We start from the raw sequence: 15,042 nt of genomic DNA, 5'->3' as shown, positions 1-15,042 counted from the left end.
CTTTTTTACAAGCACTACAAGCGAGCAACGCAACCCCATTAACTCGTTGCCAGAGCACCAATTTGCAGTATTCCTGAGAAAAAATGGCTCGTTTGCACATGAAATGGCAGGAATAACACTTTTCTATAGCAGACAATGACGCTGAATTGCTTTACATTAATCTCCCGCCAAAATTTACAGGGCAGTCATAAGCTCTGATTGGCTTCACGGACAAACACTGAATAACAAACAAAGATTTGTCAGGACAGGGATCGTGTTAATAATTAATTAATTGAATTAATTAACCGCCACACCTGAGACTCCCCTTTGCGACGATCACACACAGCAAAGGGCCGGTGTGTGGATATTCAAAGCAGAACAGCTTTTAACAGAGAACGGAGGGCACCCAGTGATCATTGGAATACCCAAAGAAACATGCCCCGGTGAATGCCGGGTTGGTCTAGTACCACAGAACGTCAGCGCGCTAGTAAAAAAAGGCCGCTCGGTAATGATTGAGCGCGGCGCAGGTCTTGCGGCGGGTCACAGTGACGATGCCTACGCAGCTGCCGGAGCAACGCTGGCAGATCGCTCCGCCGTGTTTGAACAAGCCGATATTATCGTGCAGGTTCAAACCCCCGGGCTGAATTTAAAAACCGGCGACAGTGATCTGGCCGAATTGCCGAGCAACAAAATTCTGGTCGGCATGATGGACCCACTGGCCAATCCGGAGTTTGCGCAAACGCTGGCGGCCAAGCAGGTTACCGGTGTCGCGATGGAATTAATTCCTCGTATTACCCGTGCGCAAGCGATGGACGTGCTGTCTTCCAATGCCATGATTGTCGGCTATAAAGCCGTGCTGATCGGCGCCAGTGAACTGGCCTCCATGTTCCCCATGAACATGACCGCGGCAGGAACACTGAATCCCGCTCGGGTCTTCATCATGGGCGTGGGTGTCGCCGGTCTTCAGGCCTGTGCCACCGCCAAACGTTTAGGTGCTGTGGTAGAGGCGTACGATGTACGTCCTGCGGCGCGCGAGCAGATCTTGTCGGTGGGCGCCAAACCCGTCGAACTGAACATCCAGGCCGAAGACACCGAGAGCGCGGGTGGCTACGCCAAGGAACAGTCCGCCGAGTTCATTAAAGCCCAGCAAGCGGCCATGGCTGACGTTTTGGCACAACAGGATGTGGTCATCACTACCGCGGCCGTACCGGGTAAAAAGTCCCCGATTCTGGTCACCGCCGAGATGGTTAAAAGCATGAAGCCTGGTGCTGTGATTATCGATCTGGCGGCCGAAAAAGGCGGCAATTGCGAACTCACTCAACTGGGTGAAGTGGTGATTGAAAACGGTGTAAAAATCATCGGCCCGAACAACCTGGCCTCGACCGTTGCCACTCACGCGAGTCAGATGTACGGCAAAAATATCGAAAACCTGCTCAATCATCTGATCACCGAGGATGGCAAACTGAACCTCGATTTCGAAGACGAGATCATCCGTGAGACCGTGGTTTCCATAAATGGTGACGTGCCTCACCCCCGCATGCGTGACCTGCTGGGGCTGCCCGCACTGCCGGCGACTGATTCCTCAACCGATTCATCAACCGATTCATCAACTACAGCCTAAGGAGACCCCAAATGGATATTTCGATCATTCACGTCACACTGTTTGTGCTGGCAATTTTCCTGGGCATTGAACTGATTACCAAAGTTCCCCCGACTTTGCACACGCCATTGATGTCAGGCTCTAACGCCATTTCCGGGGTCACCCTGGTGGGCGCCATCCTGGCAGCGGGTCACGGCGGCAACGAAACCCTGATCAACGTTCTGGGATTTATGGCTGTCGCTTTGGCCACCATCAACGTCGTTGGCGGCTTTATGGTGACCAACCGTATGCTTGCCATGTTCAAGCGCAAAGATTAAGGAGGCTGCACAGTGAATCCGAACATTATTGAAATCGCCTACATTGTTGCCGCCGCGCTGTTTATCCTCGGCATCAAAGGCTTAAGCAAACCGAAAACCGCCGTGCGCGGCAATCAACTGGCCGCCTCCGGCATGTTGGTGGCGATTGTCGTCACCCTGCTGAACAGCTCCGTGGTGAGCTATGAATGGATTGTCGCCGGTGCGATTGTCGGCGCCATCATCGGTGCCACGCTGGCGGTTAAAATCCAGATGACGGCCATGCCACAATTGATTGCGGCATTAAACGGCTTTGGTGGTGGTGCGTCATTGGCCGTCGCTGCCGCCGAGTTTATAAAAAGTCAGCCCGCCAGCGGTACTTTGGCTCAACTCACCGACCACGCTGTCGGCGGCGGCATGGGAACGTTTGCCATGATCGCCACCGGTGCCGCCGTGTTTATCGGTGCCGTGACGTTGACGGGTTCCTTTGTCGCTTTTGCCAAACTGCAGGAACTGATTGGCGGACAGCCGAAAGGCTTTCCGGGCATGAAAGCGGTGACCGCGATCCTGCTGATCGGCTCCATCAGTATCATTGGCTATCTCACCGTCGATCCGACCCAAACCCAGCTGTTCTGGGTCATGGTGGCGGCTGCCTTCATCATGGGCATCCTGCTGGTTATGCCTATCGGGGGCGCAGACATGCCCGTGGTGATTGCCCTGCTGAACTCCTACTCCGGGATTGCAGCGGCGGCGGCCGGTTTTGTGATGGGCAACAGCGTACTGATCATCGCCGGCTCGCTGGTGGGCGCATCCGGTATTATCCTGACGCAAATCATGTGTAAAGCCATGAACCGCTCCCTGACCAACGTGCTGTTTGGTGTGATGGCGGAAGCGGGCGAAGCCATGGATGCCGACGAAGTCTATGCCGGCAAGGTCAAAGCCAGTTCGCCGGAAGAAGTGGCCATGCTGCTGGAAACCGCTCGGCGGGTGGTCATCGTGCCCGGCTTTGGCCTGGCCATGGCGCAGGCACAACACGCCGTGCGCGATCTCGGTGACTCGCTGGAAGCGAGAGGCATCGAAGTGGAGTACGCCATTCACCCGGTGGCCGGTCGTATGCCAGGTCACATGAACGTGCTGCTGGCGGAGGCCGAAGTTCCTTACGACAAACTCAAGGAAATGGATGATATCAACCCGACCTTTGAGCAAACCGATGTGGTTATCGTCATTGGTGCCAACGACGTCACCAACCCGATGGCCCGTGAAGACAAAGGCAGTCCAATCTATGGCATGCCCATTCTGAACGTCGACAAAGCCAAAACGGTGGTTGTGGTGAAACGTTCGCTGTCGGCAGGCTTTGCCGGCTTGCCTAACCCGCTGTTCGCCAAAGACAACACCCTGATGCTGTTTGGCGACGGCAAGACGGCTATCCTTGAGCTGACCAAGTCCCTGAGTGACTGAGTGACGGTTAACCCAAGGCATTAGCCACTCAACCAACGGGGGGAACCGCAGCGTGCGGCTCCCCCGTTTTTTTTGGCACAGACACCCGCCCCCTCTTAATTGCCACCTCTTAATTGCCACCCCTTAACTGTCACTTCTAAACTGTCCCTCTCACCTGTCACCTCTAAACTGTCCCCTCTAAAACCGTCCCCTCAGCCACCCCCACAAGCTACACTGTAGATATTGTTGCAGGTCAGCGACTGCAGGCAGTCACGATACGGGAGCTCCCATGACCAAACAGACAGCGCGCAAAGGCACTGACGAGACCACCACCGCAAACCCTTTCGAAAACGAATACTCCGATACCGGCTTCTGGCGTAAAACCAAAAAGTACGCCCGCATCGCCGGCGAGGGTGTGCTGGAGCCGGCGCTCAAGCTCTACTATGCGTCACAGGACCCCGACACACCCGCCTGGGCGAGAACCACCGTCTACGCCTCGCTGGGGTATTTTATTGCCCCCCTTGATGCCATTCCGGATTTATCCCCGTTTATCGGTTACTCCGACGACCTGGGAGTATTGGTGGCGGCCACCGCAGCCATCGCCAAGCACATTAAAAAAGAGCATGCCGAAAAAGCCCGGGACAAGCTGGCGCGGTGGTTTGATTGACGCCCCGGGCCGCTCTCTCTTGCGGCTGAGGTTGTCTTGGGGATGAGGCGGTCCTGAGTATGAGGCTGTTTTGTGACTGAGGTTTTCATGTGCGCGCCCCCCACAAGCAAGCGCCAAGATGGCAGCCAGCGCGGCGCGACAGCCGCAGGTCGGACCAAAGAGAGCCCCTTTAACGCGTCCAGAAGCCCGGCAGCAGTAAGGCCAACACGGTGAAATATTCCAGTCGCCCCAAAATCATCGCTCCCGACAACATCCAGGTGCCCGCATCCGAAACCGGCTGAAAATTGTTACCCAATTCGCCAAAAGCCGGCCCCAGCACATTCAAACAGGCCGCCACCGCCGTAAACGCGGACCAAAAATCAAGCCCGGTGATCATCAGCGCAATGGCAATGCACAGTGTACTGATGGCGGTGATGGCCATGAAGGCCAGCGTCGCACTCAAGACACTGGGCTCCACCGTGCGACCCTGGTACTTCAAACTGAAAACCCCGCTGGGGTGAATCAGGCGCCGCATCTCAATCAGAATGAGTTTGGCGCTGAGTATATTGCGGATAATTTTGTTGCCCCCGGCGGTTGAGCCCGCGCACCCGCCAAGATAGCCGGCAATCACCAATAGCAAGGCAATTTCCTGCGGCCAGTCCGTGAAGCCCGGCACCCCAAACCCCGTGCTGGTAATAAAGGAGATCAACATAAACACCCCGTCGCTGAAAGCCGTCACCACATCCTCGTACTGTTGCGTAGCCAACAGCAGCAGTGTGATCAGCAGTCCCATACACAGCACAATCAGCAGAAAACTGCGGGTCTCTTCATCTTGCCAATAGAGTCGCGGAGCACTCGCACGCCCCACTCTGAAATGCATGGCGAAACTGATGGCCCCCAGCACCATAAAGACATTGGCAATGGCCAGGATCAGGCTGCTGTCAAAAAAACCCATGCTGGCATCGTGCGTAGAGAAACCGCCTGTCGACACCGTGCTCAGGCTGTGAGCCAGGGCGTCGTAGGCAGTCATACCGGCGGCGTAATAACTGACCGTGCACATCAGGGTGATGGTCACATAGACCAGCCATAAGTAGTGCGCGGTATTGGCAATTCTCGGCGAGAGCTTGTCATCCTTAATCGGACCGGGCGTTTCGGCTTTTAACAACCGCATGCCACCCACGTTCAGCATGGGCAAAACCGCGACGACAAAAATTACCACCCCCAACCCGCCCAGCCACTGCAGAAATTGGCGGTACAAAAGAAAAGAGCGGGGCATGTCGTCCAGGCCGGTCAGGATCGTTGCGCCGGTGGTGGTGAGGGCACTGATGGATTCAAAGACACCGTCCGTAAAGGACACGCCGGTGGTGAGAATAATCGGCACCCCCCCAAGAATGCCACAAATGATCCAGGTGGACGTGGCGAACAACAGCGCGTCGCGAAATCCGATTTTGGTGTTGTCAGTGCCCCGTGCGCTGGCAAACAACATCACCGACGTCACCATCATGGCCACCGACGGCTCCAGAAAAGGGACTTCCTGATGATCGTGGAACACAATCAGCGACAGCAGCGCAAACCCACCCTGCACGACACCCATCAGGCCAATCGGGAAAGCCAGCAAGTACACCGTTGCCCTACTGTTAATCATCTCGCCTTTCCATTTTGCTGTCTGTGCCTGCTTTCATGCATAAGATGAATCCGTCAGCCCCCTGCCGGGAGCACCAGCGGCCATACCCGATGAAAATTATAACGTTGACAGGGTCTGACGCCAGGGTGATATGACGAAACTTTCTTAATCCCTAAACATTCGAGTCGGCTCGCCATGTTTGTGAACTCTTCGTGAATTTAACAAGACGCTCTGCTTACCGCCTCTTGATTTTGATATATTGAAGTCAACTTCCGCCTCAGCCCACTCACGCCCAAGGAGTCGCGGTATAAACGATTGGTCTTTTCTGCAACAACTCAGCCGCCTTGAAGCGCAGAGCCACGAGCTTCTTCGTGTCACCCGCCTGGTAGAGGTTCCCTTTGAAAATCAGTTTTTGCCCGTGCACAGCATCACGCTCGGCAGTCGCAACCCTCAGGCCCCCTGTTTGATTTACACCGGCGGGGTTCATGGACTGGAGCGTATCGGCACCGAAGTGGTGCTGACTTTTTTAAATACCTTGATTCAAAGGTTGAAATGGGATCAATCACTGTCCAGTGGGCTGGAACATCTGACCTTGATTTTCGTACCGGCGCTCAACCCTGTAGGTTTACTTCGCAACACTCGCGGCAATGGCAACGGCGTCGACTTAATGCGCAACGCGCCCATCGATGCCGAGTCTCGCCCGCCCTGGCTGGCCGGCGGGCACCGGCTGCACTCAGCCCTGCCCTGGTACCGGGGGAAAAAAGGTACCCCGATGGAAACCGAGTCGCAGGCGTTAATTCAACTCATCCGTCGCGAATGTTTTCAACGGCCTTTCAGTCTGGTGCTGGATTGCCATTCCGGCTTTGGCTTTAAGGACCGACTCTGGTTCCCCTATGCCTACAGTCGCAAGCCGATGGAGCATCTCGGTGAAGCCTATGCCCTGAAACAACTGCTCAACAACACTTATCCGCACCTGGACTATCAGTTTGAACCGCAATCCAACAGCTATACTGCACATGGGGACCTGTGGGATTACCTCTACCTGGAATCGCTTGAGACACCCTCCATCTTCTTACCCATGACCATGGAAATGGGTTCCTGGCGATGGATCAAAAAAAACCCGCGTCAACTCACCTCCATGAGCGGTCTGTTTAACCCCGTGATGCCACACCGACTGCAGCGCGTCCTGCTCCGTCACATTGTGTTGATGGAATTTTTGATTCGCGCCACCCGGGCCTGGGAACAATGGCTGCCGACGGGCATCGAACAACAGAGGCTCTACCAGCAAGCGATACAACACTGGTATGGCCACCAAAAACACGCGCTGCACAGCGGCAAAACCGATTAAGAACCCCCAAATATGAATGATACGGAAACAGACACGCAGGCTCACGATCAGGTCACGAACACGCCAAGCGAAACGTCCTTAGCGACGTCAGGGCCTGCGCACGCGGCAGACTCAGGTCAGAAGACGGCATTCACCGGTGACGTCGCGCGCGCCTCTCTGGCGACCTCAGAGGCGCCGTTCAAAACCACAGAAGTGACTGTCCCTAAAACCACAGAAGTGCCTGTCCCTAAAACCAGAGAAGCGCCTGTCCCTCAAGAGACACCCGATACGGCCAGCGTCAAAAACACCGAGCCGGCCTGCGGCAACACGGCAACCCCGGGTCAGGTTGACGCTGAACCTCGGCCCCGCCACTGGGTCTTGCTGCGGGGCCTCAGCCGTGACGGTCGTCACTGGGAAACCTTTCCCGAACAACTGCAACGGTTATTTCCGCAAGATCGTGTCACCTGTTTGAACTTGCCCGGAACAGGCACCCATCATCAACTCAGCAGCCCGGCCACCATCGGGGCGATTGTCGACTGGTTGCGTCAACACTACGCCAGTAGCCTCACCCAGCCGATCCATCTGCTCTCAATTTCCATGGGGGGGATGATCACGGCCGACTGGATGCACCGGTTTCCCGGGGAGGTGGCTGCCGGGGTGATGATCAACACCAGCAGTCGTCTCAACCCCATTTATGAACGCATGTACCTGGGCACGTTGGGATTACTGTGCAGCACACTGTTAACGTCGATGAAACGCAGAGAGCGAACGATTGTGCAGCGCACCAGCAACCACCACCCCAGCCGCATGGACCTGACCAAGCGCTGGAGCATTTATCAACAACAGCAGCCCGTCGCTAAAAGCACAATCCTTAAGCAGATGTTTGCCGCCTCCCGATTCACGCCGCCAACCTTGTGCCAACCGTTGCTGCTCCTGGCTTCCCGCCAGGACCGGGTGGTCAATCCAAAATGTTCAGAGTCGTTGGCGAAGTTCTGGCATGCGGATTTGCGCATTCACAAAAGCGCGGGACACGATATCCCACTGGATGACAGCGAGTGGATTTTGTCTCAGTTGCAATCCTGGGTGGTCAAAAGGCCGGTAATCGCATCAGCGACGGGTTCCGCAGCGCAAACTCAAAAGTTCTGACGCCGGTATTGAGGAGGCGACGACGTTGCGAATAGAAGATGGTGTCCTGTGTGAGTGGACGGCTTGATCGATGAACAGGCGGCATGAAGTCACCATAAGCAGCGCGCCATGAACCGGCAGCGTCTTCCGTGAACTGAAGCTGACATCCTTGCTTCAAAATGCTGCAACAACTTGTGTTCATTCACTGGCCCGGTGAAGGGCGGGCGCAGCGCTGTTAAGACTGCACAATCTGACCACGATAAATACGTTGGGTTGAGGGCGATTGCGGGCCTTTAGCCGGAACCTCCACCAATTGGGTTTGGCCGCGATAGACTTTGGTCACATAAACTTTATCCGGGGCCCGCTCCGTTTCCGGGGACTTCGGGGCGTCACGGGTTAAACGGTCCAACCAATCCTCTCCTGCAACAGCGAAGAGCTCTTTGATCAGCGCCTTGGTAACCGTATCAGAGCAGGACTCATACATCGGCATCAAATCCACTAGCAAATCAGGGTTTGCCAGCTTAATGCCCGGCTTGTCAGTGCTCGGGGCACGACGCCGTATTTCTCTGACCAGATCGATCATCTGTTTATTGAAGTTCATGGGGGTCCTTACCTGTGTCTCACAGGAACGTAGATGGATCAGTAGGTGTTTACTGCTTCACCTGAATCCTTCTACAGCACATAACATGCCCAAATCACTCAAAGGCCATTAAAAAGTGGGCTTTTATAACGATTCCCATGACTTTTAACAATATTTTGAAATTAAATAACTATTTTTTTATTTCTAATAGCTATTTTACGCACCAATACAGAGCGCCCAATGCAAGTATTCTCCTATCTGCACTGATAGGCTTCACTTATCAACAGAAGGGGGGGGGGGGGGGTTGGCGATGCCTCGGTAATAAAACCGGGCATACGCGACAAACAGGAAGACGGCTCAGGCAAGCCGGAAACCCGCAGCAAGAGCGCATCGGCGCTCTTGCCGTGAGTGAACCACTAAGCGGTTTCAAGCTGCAGCAACGCATCAATTTGCGCTTTAGCGGACTCAATCACCTTTTCGGGCGTGCCTTTGGAGCCACTGGCGTCAATGTGATGCACGGTTTCCACTCCAATGAATTTACAAATGTGCTCCAGGTAGCCACTGGCAAAGTCAACGGGACTGCCCACGGGAGTGCCACCGGTGGCGGTGACAATAAAAGCCCGCTTGATACCCGTCAGACCTTGTGGGCCATTGGCTCCGTATTTGAAGGTAACGCCCGCCCGGCAAACATAATCAATCCAGCGCTTGAGGGCCGCCGGTACGGTGAAGTTGTACATACTCACGCCAAAAACGACGGTGTCGGCGGCGTTAAGCTCCCCAATCAGCTGTTCAGAAAGTCCCAGGTGTTGTTGCAGGCTGTGGCGGTCTTCGCCAGACGATCCATGGACACCGATCAGATCTTCAGCGCTCACCTCTGGCAACGCCTCGCGCACCAAATCCCGGACAATCAGATCCTGATCCCCCAACTGGCTCACCAGGTAATCTGACAAAACACGGCTGTTTGAGCCTTCTAGGCGTGCGCTGGTATCAATTTTCAGAACGGTCATTGAGGTATCTCCATAGTACAATGCGATAACAGGTATCCCCCATAGCGCTGGATGCGCAAAGCGGAGAAGGCTGCTTGATGGTGCCATCTTAACAAACGGGGGATGACTAAAAAGCCTTGTATACTGTCCGGAGTCTTCAAAAAAACTGAACAGTTACCCACACAATCGATTTGAGGGATTATGAGCAGAAACCCCATTACCCTGGAAGCCCTGGACGTGCTGGATGCCATTGAGCGCCGCGGCAGCTTTGCCAAAGCCGCCGAGGAGCTCAACAAAGCGACGTCAGCCCTGTCTTACACCGTACAAAAGCTGGAGGAGCAGCTGGAGGTTACGTTGTTTCAACGCCAGGGCCGGCGCTCCGTGCTCACCCCGGCAGGGGAACTGCTGCTGACCGAAGGCCGGGATATCCTCAATGCTACCGCCATCCTCGCCGACCGCACCAAGGAACTTGCTACCGGCTGGGAGCCCCGGCTGGCCATCGCCATTGAATCCATCATGGATTACCCCAAATTATTTGCGCAGCTCAACGAGTTTCTGCTGCGTCACCCCGGCATTGAACTGGACATCACCGAATGTGTCCTGGGGGGTGGCTGGGACGCTCTGGAACACGGGCGGGCAGACTTGATCATTGGCTCCCCAGGCCCGGCGCCCACCCAAAAAGGGTTTCGCACCGTCCCCCTGGGGCTGAACGACATGATTCCGGTGGTCGCCAACACGCACCCCTTAGCCGCGTCTGCCTCTGACCCGGAGACACTCAAGCAAGTTATCCACACCGCCCGCCGAGTCATCACACACGACACCACCGCGACCAACGTGGCCCGCACAGCCGGACTGGCAGATGGCAAACAGCGACTGTATGTTCAGAACATGGATCAAAAACAAGCCGCGATTTGCAGCGGTATCGGCATTGGCCATCTGCCTCTCAGTCGCATCGCCCCGCTGTTGAAAGCCGGCAAACTGGTTGAACTGCGGCTTTATCCGGAGCCCCACCCCGCCAACGAATCCTTTCTGGCCTGGAAAGTCAGCCATAAAGGCAAAGCCTTAAAAGCCTTAACCGATCTGCTGCAGCAGGCCCTGCCCCAACCTTAAGCCTTTACCCACACGGGAATCCTGGCCACTGTTTTTCTTCGCGGGGTTGCATCGGCTTTACTCACAGCCCACCAACCTCAGACGCCAACCCCCGCGGGGGGTTTAATCCACAGCTGGGTTTTGATCCACAGCCGTATTTTTAATCCACAGGCAGGGCTTTAATCCACAGCTCTCTGCGAAGTCACCCGGTTCATCCACCGTGCGCGCTTTTAATCCACAGCAAGCCACCGGTGCCGGCCACATCAAGGAACCCAGGCGCTAACCGATATTAACCCACAGTTATCCTGAGCAAGCCCGCGCACAAGCTGTGGATAAGCCCCTGGCAGTCACGGTTGTCGGGGGCTGGCGAAAACTGTGCAATCTGTAACCAACTGAAAAATAAGGTAAAATATTGAGCGCCATGGCGCGCATCCCCCTCACCTCACGGACTCAGGGCGGTCCGGAGGGGCGCGGTCCCGGGGAATGATCATGGCTGCAGCGCCAGCTGCCCCCTGCACTTGCCAGCTACACCGGCATTTTCATCACCCAAATCGACATTTTTACGACCTTAACCGACATTGGTAAGACCTTAACCGACATTGGTAAGACCTTAACCGACAAAGTGCGCCGCGAGCCGTATAATAGCGGCGCCAACCGCCGGCCTCCTTTCACCGCGACACACGGATCATTCAATGCCCAGTCACACACAGCTCAAGACGCCCTTTGGCAGCTTCCGTCTGGAACGTTACCCCAAGCCCGCCACCCCGAAAGGCAAGCAGCAACCGCTGCGCGCCTGGGACGCCGCTGACGAATATCTGCTGCAATGGCTGTTTGACTGGCAGAAAGAGCGTCACCAGCCCCCCGCCACACTGATCTTAAACGACAGCTTTGGGGCCCTATCCATCGCCTTAACGCCGTGGCCACGCTGGTCCCAAACGGATTCCTACCTCGCCCAGCAAGGCTGCTCGCAAAACCGTTTGCACAATGACAGCGCCCACCTGACTCATCAATTATCCCCGGCTGAGCGCGAACAGCCACCCGTTGACGGCCACTGGCAGCCGCTGACCAGCCTGCAATGGCCTGACCGTGTGATGGATCTGGTGGTGATTAAAATCCCCAAAACCCTGGCGCTGCTGGAAGACCAGCTCTATCACCTGCGGCAAGTGATTGGCCCCGGCACCACCATTGTGGGCGCGGCAATGACCAAAAACATTCACAACAGTACGCTGGCACTGTTTGAAAAGATCCTCGGCACCACCACCACGTCCCTGGCCCAAAAGAAAGCACGGCTGATTTTCTGTCAGCCTCAACCACAGCACTGGCAGGGCAAATCCCCTTACCCCAGCGAGTTTTCCACCGAGGAATTTCCGTTTGCGATCCTCAACCACGCCAACGTGTTTTCCCGCAGTAGCCTCGACATTGGCAGCCGCTTCTTTTTGCAACACTTGCCCGCAGCGCTGGCCGGCAACGCTGTCGACATTATTGACCTGGGCTGCGGCAATGGCGTACTGGGCATCACGGCCAAGCATGTGAACGCCGAAGCAAACATTGACTTTGTGGATGAGTCGTTCATGGCCATCGAAAGCGCCCGCCTGAATGTTGCGGCTGCGCAGGCCTGCGGCTATTTACCCCCACAGAAGACGGTTTTATCCACACCCGAGTGTCCCTTATCCACACCCGAATGCACCGCGACCGACCAACCCACACAGCCCGGCAGTGGTGATCTGCAGTTTACCGTGGGCAACAGCCTGCATCACCGCAGCGATGGCAGCGCCGACCTGATACTGAACAACCCGCCTTTTCACCAACAGTCTGTGGTGGGCGATCACATCGCCTGGCAAATGTTCAACGATGCTCGCCGGGTGTTGCGACGGGGCGGGGAGTTTTGGGTCATCGGCAATCGGCATCTGGACTACCATCTCAAGCTCAAGCGACTGTTCGGACACTGTCAGACCGTTGCGTCCAATCGAAAGTTTGTCGTCCTGCGAAGTGTGAAACGATAACCGGCGGAGTCCTCGGTGGTTATACCCACAGATAACTTGGATCACTGGTCTAACAAAGTGTGGATAACTCCCTGTGACTCACGCCAGCCGTCGCCTCAAGAAAAACGTACAGATTTCAACCAGTTACAACGATGAATGAGTTGCTGCAAAAAAATCACGACACCGTGCCGACGCTGATTAGCATAGAAAGCATTTTTATGACACGCCCGCCCCGATGCGACCAGACCGGTAATCGCCAGTGACCATCGATCGTCAGGACACGGTCAGATCCCGAGCCGAAATGTGATCAGAACCTATTTGGATCGGGTAACGCCCATTGCAATTTCAGCCGAAAGGTTGAACACTAGGCGTTTATCTTTTTACCGGTGGTTCCGGAACCCCGGAGCTGACAATTTGGCCACGGATCTCATGGGTGAGACCCCACAACAAACGCGACAACATGGACGTAGAGCAATGGCTGCCTTGAAACATACACTATCCCCTTCCGCGAGCATTGAGTCCGAGTTACTCAAGCTGCTCGCCCGCCAAGGCTGGATGGGGCCAGTGCCGACACTGGCTTCGCTTGGGGTCATTGCTTTTTTTGCATCCTCCCACATGTCGCCCTGGATCTGGGGGGGATGGCTTTGCCTGTGCGCCTTCGTACTGTTTGGGCGCTCCGCCATTCTAATCAAGCTCCCCACACTCACGCAGTACCCTGAAAGTGTGCGCATGCGCGCTGCGATTTCACTGAGCATCGTCAATGGTATCGTCCACGGGCTCTCGCTGGTGGCGTTTCCTTACCTCACAGATCTGGAACGTGCGGTACAAACCATGATTCTCACCGGCATTGGCTCCATCAGCGTGGTGACCACCGCCGGCTTTTTGCCCATATCCCTGGCGTATTTAATCCCGACCTTGTTGCCGACGGTGGGTCTGTGGACATTTTATACCCTCGACGACAGCAGTAACTTTATCGGCTTTGCCGTGGCCGTCATGGTGTTTTGGTCATCGGCCATCATGGTCGTTTTATCCCGCGACACCTACGGCCTGTTTGAAGAATCCTTTGCGATACGGCAACGTCAGACCGACATGAACGAAAAGCTGAAGGGGGCCTTGCAGGAAGCTGAGAGCGCCAGTCGGGCCAAAACCCGTTTCCTCGCCTCCGCCAGCCACGATCTGCGCCAGCCGATTCATGCGCTGTCGCTGTTTGGCGGTGCCCTGACCAAGCGCCCACTGGATGAGCAGAGCCGTGAGATCGCGGGTCACATGGACATCGCATTACAGTCCCTCGCGTCGCGACTGGACTCCTTACTCGATATTTCCAAATTGGACGCCGGCATCGTTCAGGCCACCAAGGCGCCTTTTAATCTGCGCTTAATGGTCGAGCGTCTGCAGGACGAGTTTATGCCCGCCGCCATTAACAAAGGACTCAAAGTCTGGCTCGACTGTGCCGCCGATGCTTTCGTCAACACCGATGAAATCTTGCTGGAACGTATTGTCCGCAACCTGCTGGCCAACGCCATCAAGTACACCGAGCGGGGCCGCATTGAATTGTGCGTTGAACACAAGTACAACAAGGTGGTATTGACCATCAAAGATTCCGGCCGCGGCATACCGCTTGAAGAGCAGGACCACGTGTTTGAGGAGTTTTATCAACTCCACAACCCCGAGCGCGACCACACCAAAGGCCTGGGTTTAGGACTGGCCATTGTGAAACGCCTCGCCGACCTGCTCGAGCTGGACCTGTCCATGGATTCAATGATTGGTTCCGGTACCGTTTTCACCATGTGCCTGCCCGCTTCCAGTGTCATGCCGCAAACCCAGCGACCCACCGTCAACAACCTCTCCTGGGATAGCCTGTGTGCCCTCGTGATCGACGATGAACATGAAGTGGGCCTGGGAATGAAAGCCCTACTGGAAAGCATGGGCTGCAAGGTCTTGCTTGCCGAAGGCACACTCGATGCCTTGAGTCAGGCCAAAGCCGAACGTCCGGACATTGTGCTGGCCGACTTCCGCTTGCGTGGCGAGGATAACGGCATTTTGACCATTCGTACGATTCGCGAGCTCTATCGAAACATACCGGCCATTCTCATCAGCGGCGATACCGCCCCGGAACGTTTAAGGGAAGCCGAGGATGCCAGCATTCCACTCTTGCACAAGCCGGTTCTGGTGGATGACCTGGAAGCCGCCATTGCGGAAGCCTGCGAGCTTGAGGCGCTGCTGGAACCGCGTTAATCGAGTTTGTCTGCCGTTAACACAAGCTGTGGCTTTAAACGGCCGGGTGCAATAGCGGGCTCAACCGGAACCGAATGACGTGGACGTTGCTCAGAGCATGTCCGACAAAACATCTGGAGACTCACAACGCAGCGGGATT

Annotated in this window: 12 protein-coding genes; 9 read left to right on the top strand and 3 right to left on the bottom strand. The window is 55.7% G+C overall.

Translation table 11 applies throughout. From position 1 onward, the window contains the following. Positions 1-337 precede the first annotated feature (337 nt). The 4 genes from G8770_RS04985 to G8770_RS04970 all read left to right on the top strand — a co-directional run bounded on the left by G8770_RS04985 (position 338) and on the right by G8770_RS04970 (position 3,976). Positions 338-1,600, top strand: coding sequence for a Re/Si-specific NAD(P)(+) transhydrogenase subunit alpha (locus G8770_RS04985; RefSeq protein WP_341771079.1), 1,263 nt, complete (start codon positions 338-340; stop codon positions 1,598-1,600). Between the two features lie 11 nt (positions 1,601-1,611). Next, entirely contained in the window at positions 1,612-1,896 is a 285-nt protein-coding gene (locus G8770_RS04980; protein WP_167182622.1) for an NAD(P) transhydrogenase subunit alpha part 2, read from the top strand. A gap of 12 nt (positions 1,897-1,908) precedes the next feature. Further along, on the top strand, positions 1,909-3,330 hold the full coding sequence (locus tag G8770_RS04975; RefSeq protein ID WP_167182619.1) for an NAD(P)(+) transhydrogenase (Re/Si-specific) subunit beta: 1,422 nt from the start codon (positions 1,909-1,911) through the stop codon (positions 3,328-3,330). 268 nt (positions 3,331-3,598) lie between these two features. Next, the gene (locus G8770_RS04970; protein ID WP_167182616.1) at positions 3,599-3,976 is read left to right on the top strand and encodes a YkvA family protein; all 378 of its coding nucleotides are present in this window, start codon (positions 3,599-3,601) and stop codon (positions 3,974-3,976) included. A gap of 169 nt (positions 3,977-4,145) precedes the next feature. On the opposite strand, the gene G8770_RS04965 is transcribed toward G8770_RS04970, so the two are convergent. Beyond that, entirely contained in the window at positions 4,146-5,600 is a 1,455-nt protein-coding gene (locus G8770_RS04965; RefSeq protein ID WP_208022063.1) for a TrkH family potassium uptake protein, read from the bottom strand. Between the two features lie 238 nt (positions 5,601-5,838). Between G8770_RS04965 and G8770_RS04960 the strand changes: the two genes are divergently transcribed. Both G8770_RS04960 and G8770_RS04955 read left to right on the top strand, forming a co-directional pair. After that, positions 5,839-6,927, top strand: coding sequence for a DUF2817 domain-containing protein (locus tag G8770_RS04960; RefSeq protein WP_167182613.1), 1,089 nt, complete (start codon positions 5,839-5,841; stop codon positions 6,925-6,927). A gap of 12 nt (positions 6,928-6,939) precedes the next feature. Next, positions 6,940-8,052 (top strand): alpha/beta fold hydrolase, encoded by a 1,113-nt coding sequence (locus G8770_RS04955; RefSeq protein ID WP_167182611.1) that lies wholly within the window; start codon positions 6,940-6,942, stop codon positions 8,050-8,052. A 214-nt stretch (positions 8,053-8,266) separates the two neighbouring features. Here the strand turns inward: G8770_RS04955 and G8770_RS04950 are convergent, their stop codons facing one another. Continuing rightward, positions 8,267-8,632 carry a hypothetical protein gene (locus G8770_RS04950; RefSeq protein WP_167182608.1) on the bottom strand — a complete coding sequence of 122 codons (366 nt, stop codon included), beginning with the start codon at positions 8,630-8,632 and terminating at the stop codon, positions 8,267-8,269. A gap of 395 nt (positions 8,633-9,027) precedes the next feature. Then, positions 9,028-9,618, bottom strand: a complete 591-nt coding sequence (locus G8770_RS04945; RefSeq protein WP_167182605.1) for an FMN-dependent NADH-azoreductase — start codon at positions 9,616-9,618, stop codon at positions 9,028-9,030. A 180-nt stretch (positions 9,619-9,798) separates the two neighbouring features. Here G8770_RS04945 and G8770_RS04940 point away from each other — a divergent pair, with 180 nt between their 5' ends. From G8770_RS04940 to G8770_RS04930, 3 genes are all read left to right on the top strand, one after another. Next, positions 9,799-10,707 carry a LysR substrate-binding domain-containing protein gene (locus G8770_RS04940; RefSeq protein ID WP_167182602.1) on the top strand — a complete coding sequence of 303 codons (909 nt, stop codon included), beginning with the start codon at positions 9,799-9,801 and terminating at the stop codon, positions 10,705-10,707. Positions 10,708-11,378: 671 nt separating this feature from the next. Then, on the top strand, positions 11,379-12,689 hold the full coding sequence (locus G8770_RS24070; RefSeq protein ID WP_167182599.1) for a methyltransferase: 1,311 nt from the start codon (positions 11,379-11,381) through the stop codon (positions 12,687-12,689). A gap of 453 nt (positions 12,690-13,142) precedes the next feature. Continuing rightward, positions 13,143-14,903 carry a hybrid sensor histidine kinase/response regulator gene (locus G8770_RS04930; protein WP_167182596.1) on the top strand — a complete coding sequence of 587 codons (1,761 nt, stop codon included), beginning with the start codon at positions 13,143-13,145 and terminating at the stop codon, positions 14,901-14,903. The last annotated feature ends 139 nt before the right edge of the window (positions 14,904-15,042 follow it).

Source organism: Pseudomaricurvus hydrocarbonicus (genome assembly GCF_011602365.1).
In the GTDB taxonomy this organism is placed as follows: Bacteria; Pseudomonadota; Gammaproteobacteria; order Pseudomonadales; family Cellvibrionaceae; genus Pseudomaricurvus; species Pseudomaricurvus hydrocarbonicus.
The sequence above is the reverse complement of the archived record's forward strand: the minus strand, read 5'-3'. Positions and strand labels throughout refer to the sequence as shown.

Bases quoted from the DNA above. Each gene is read 5' to 3' on its own strand.
- G8770_RS04930 (WP_167182596.1), top strand. From the start codon at position 13,143: ATGGCTGCCTTGAAACATACACTATCCCCTTCCGCGAGCATTGAGTCC.
- G8770_RS04980 (WP_167182622.1), top strand. From the start codon at position 1,612: ATGGATATTTCGATCATTCACGTCACACTGTTTGTGCTGGCAATTTTC.
- G8770_RS04950 (WP_167182608.1), bottom strand. From the start codon at position 8,632: ATGAACTTCAATAAACAGATGATCGATCTGGTCAGAGAAATACGGCGT.
- G8770_RS24070 (WP_167182599.1), top strand. From the start codon at position 11,379: ATGCCCAGTCACACACAGCTCAAGACGCCCTTTGGCAGCTTCCGTCTG.
- G8770_RS04965 (WP_208022063.1), bottom strand. From the start codon at position 5,600: ATGATTAACAGTAGGGCAACGGTGTACTTGCTGGCTTTCCCGATTGGC.
- G8770_RS04955 (WP_167182611.1), top strand. From the start codon at position 6,940: ATGAATGATACGGAAACAGACACGCAGGCTCACGATCAGGTCACGAAC.
- G8770_RS04945 (WP_167182605.1), bottom strand. From the start codon at position 9,618: ATGACCGTTCTGAAAATTGATACCAGCGCACGCCTAGAAGGCTCAAAC.
- G8770_RS04940 (WP_167182602.1), top strand. From the start codon at position 9,799: ATGAGCAGAAACCCCATTACCCTGGAAGCCCTGGACGTGCTGGATGCC.
- G8770_RS04970 (WP_167182616.1), top strand. From the start codon at position 3,599: ATGACCAAACAGACAGCGCGCAAAGGCACTGACGAGACCACCACCGCA.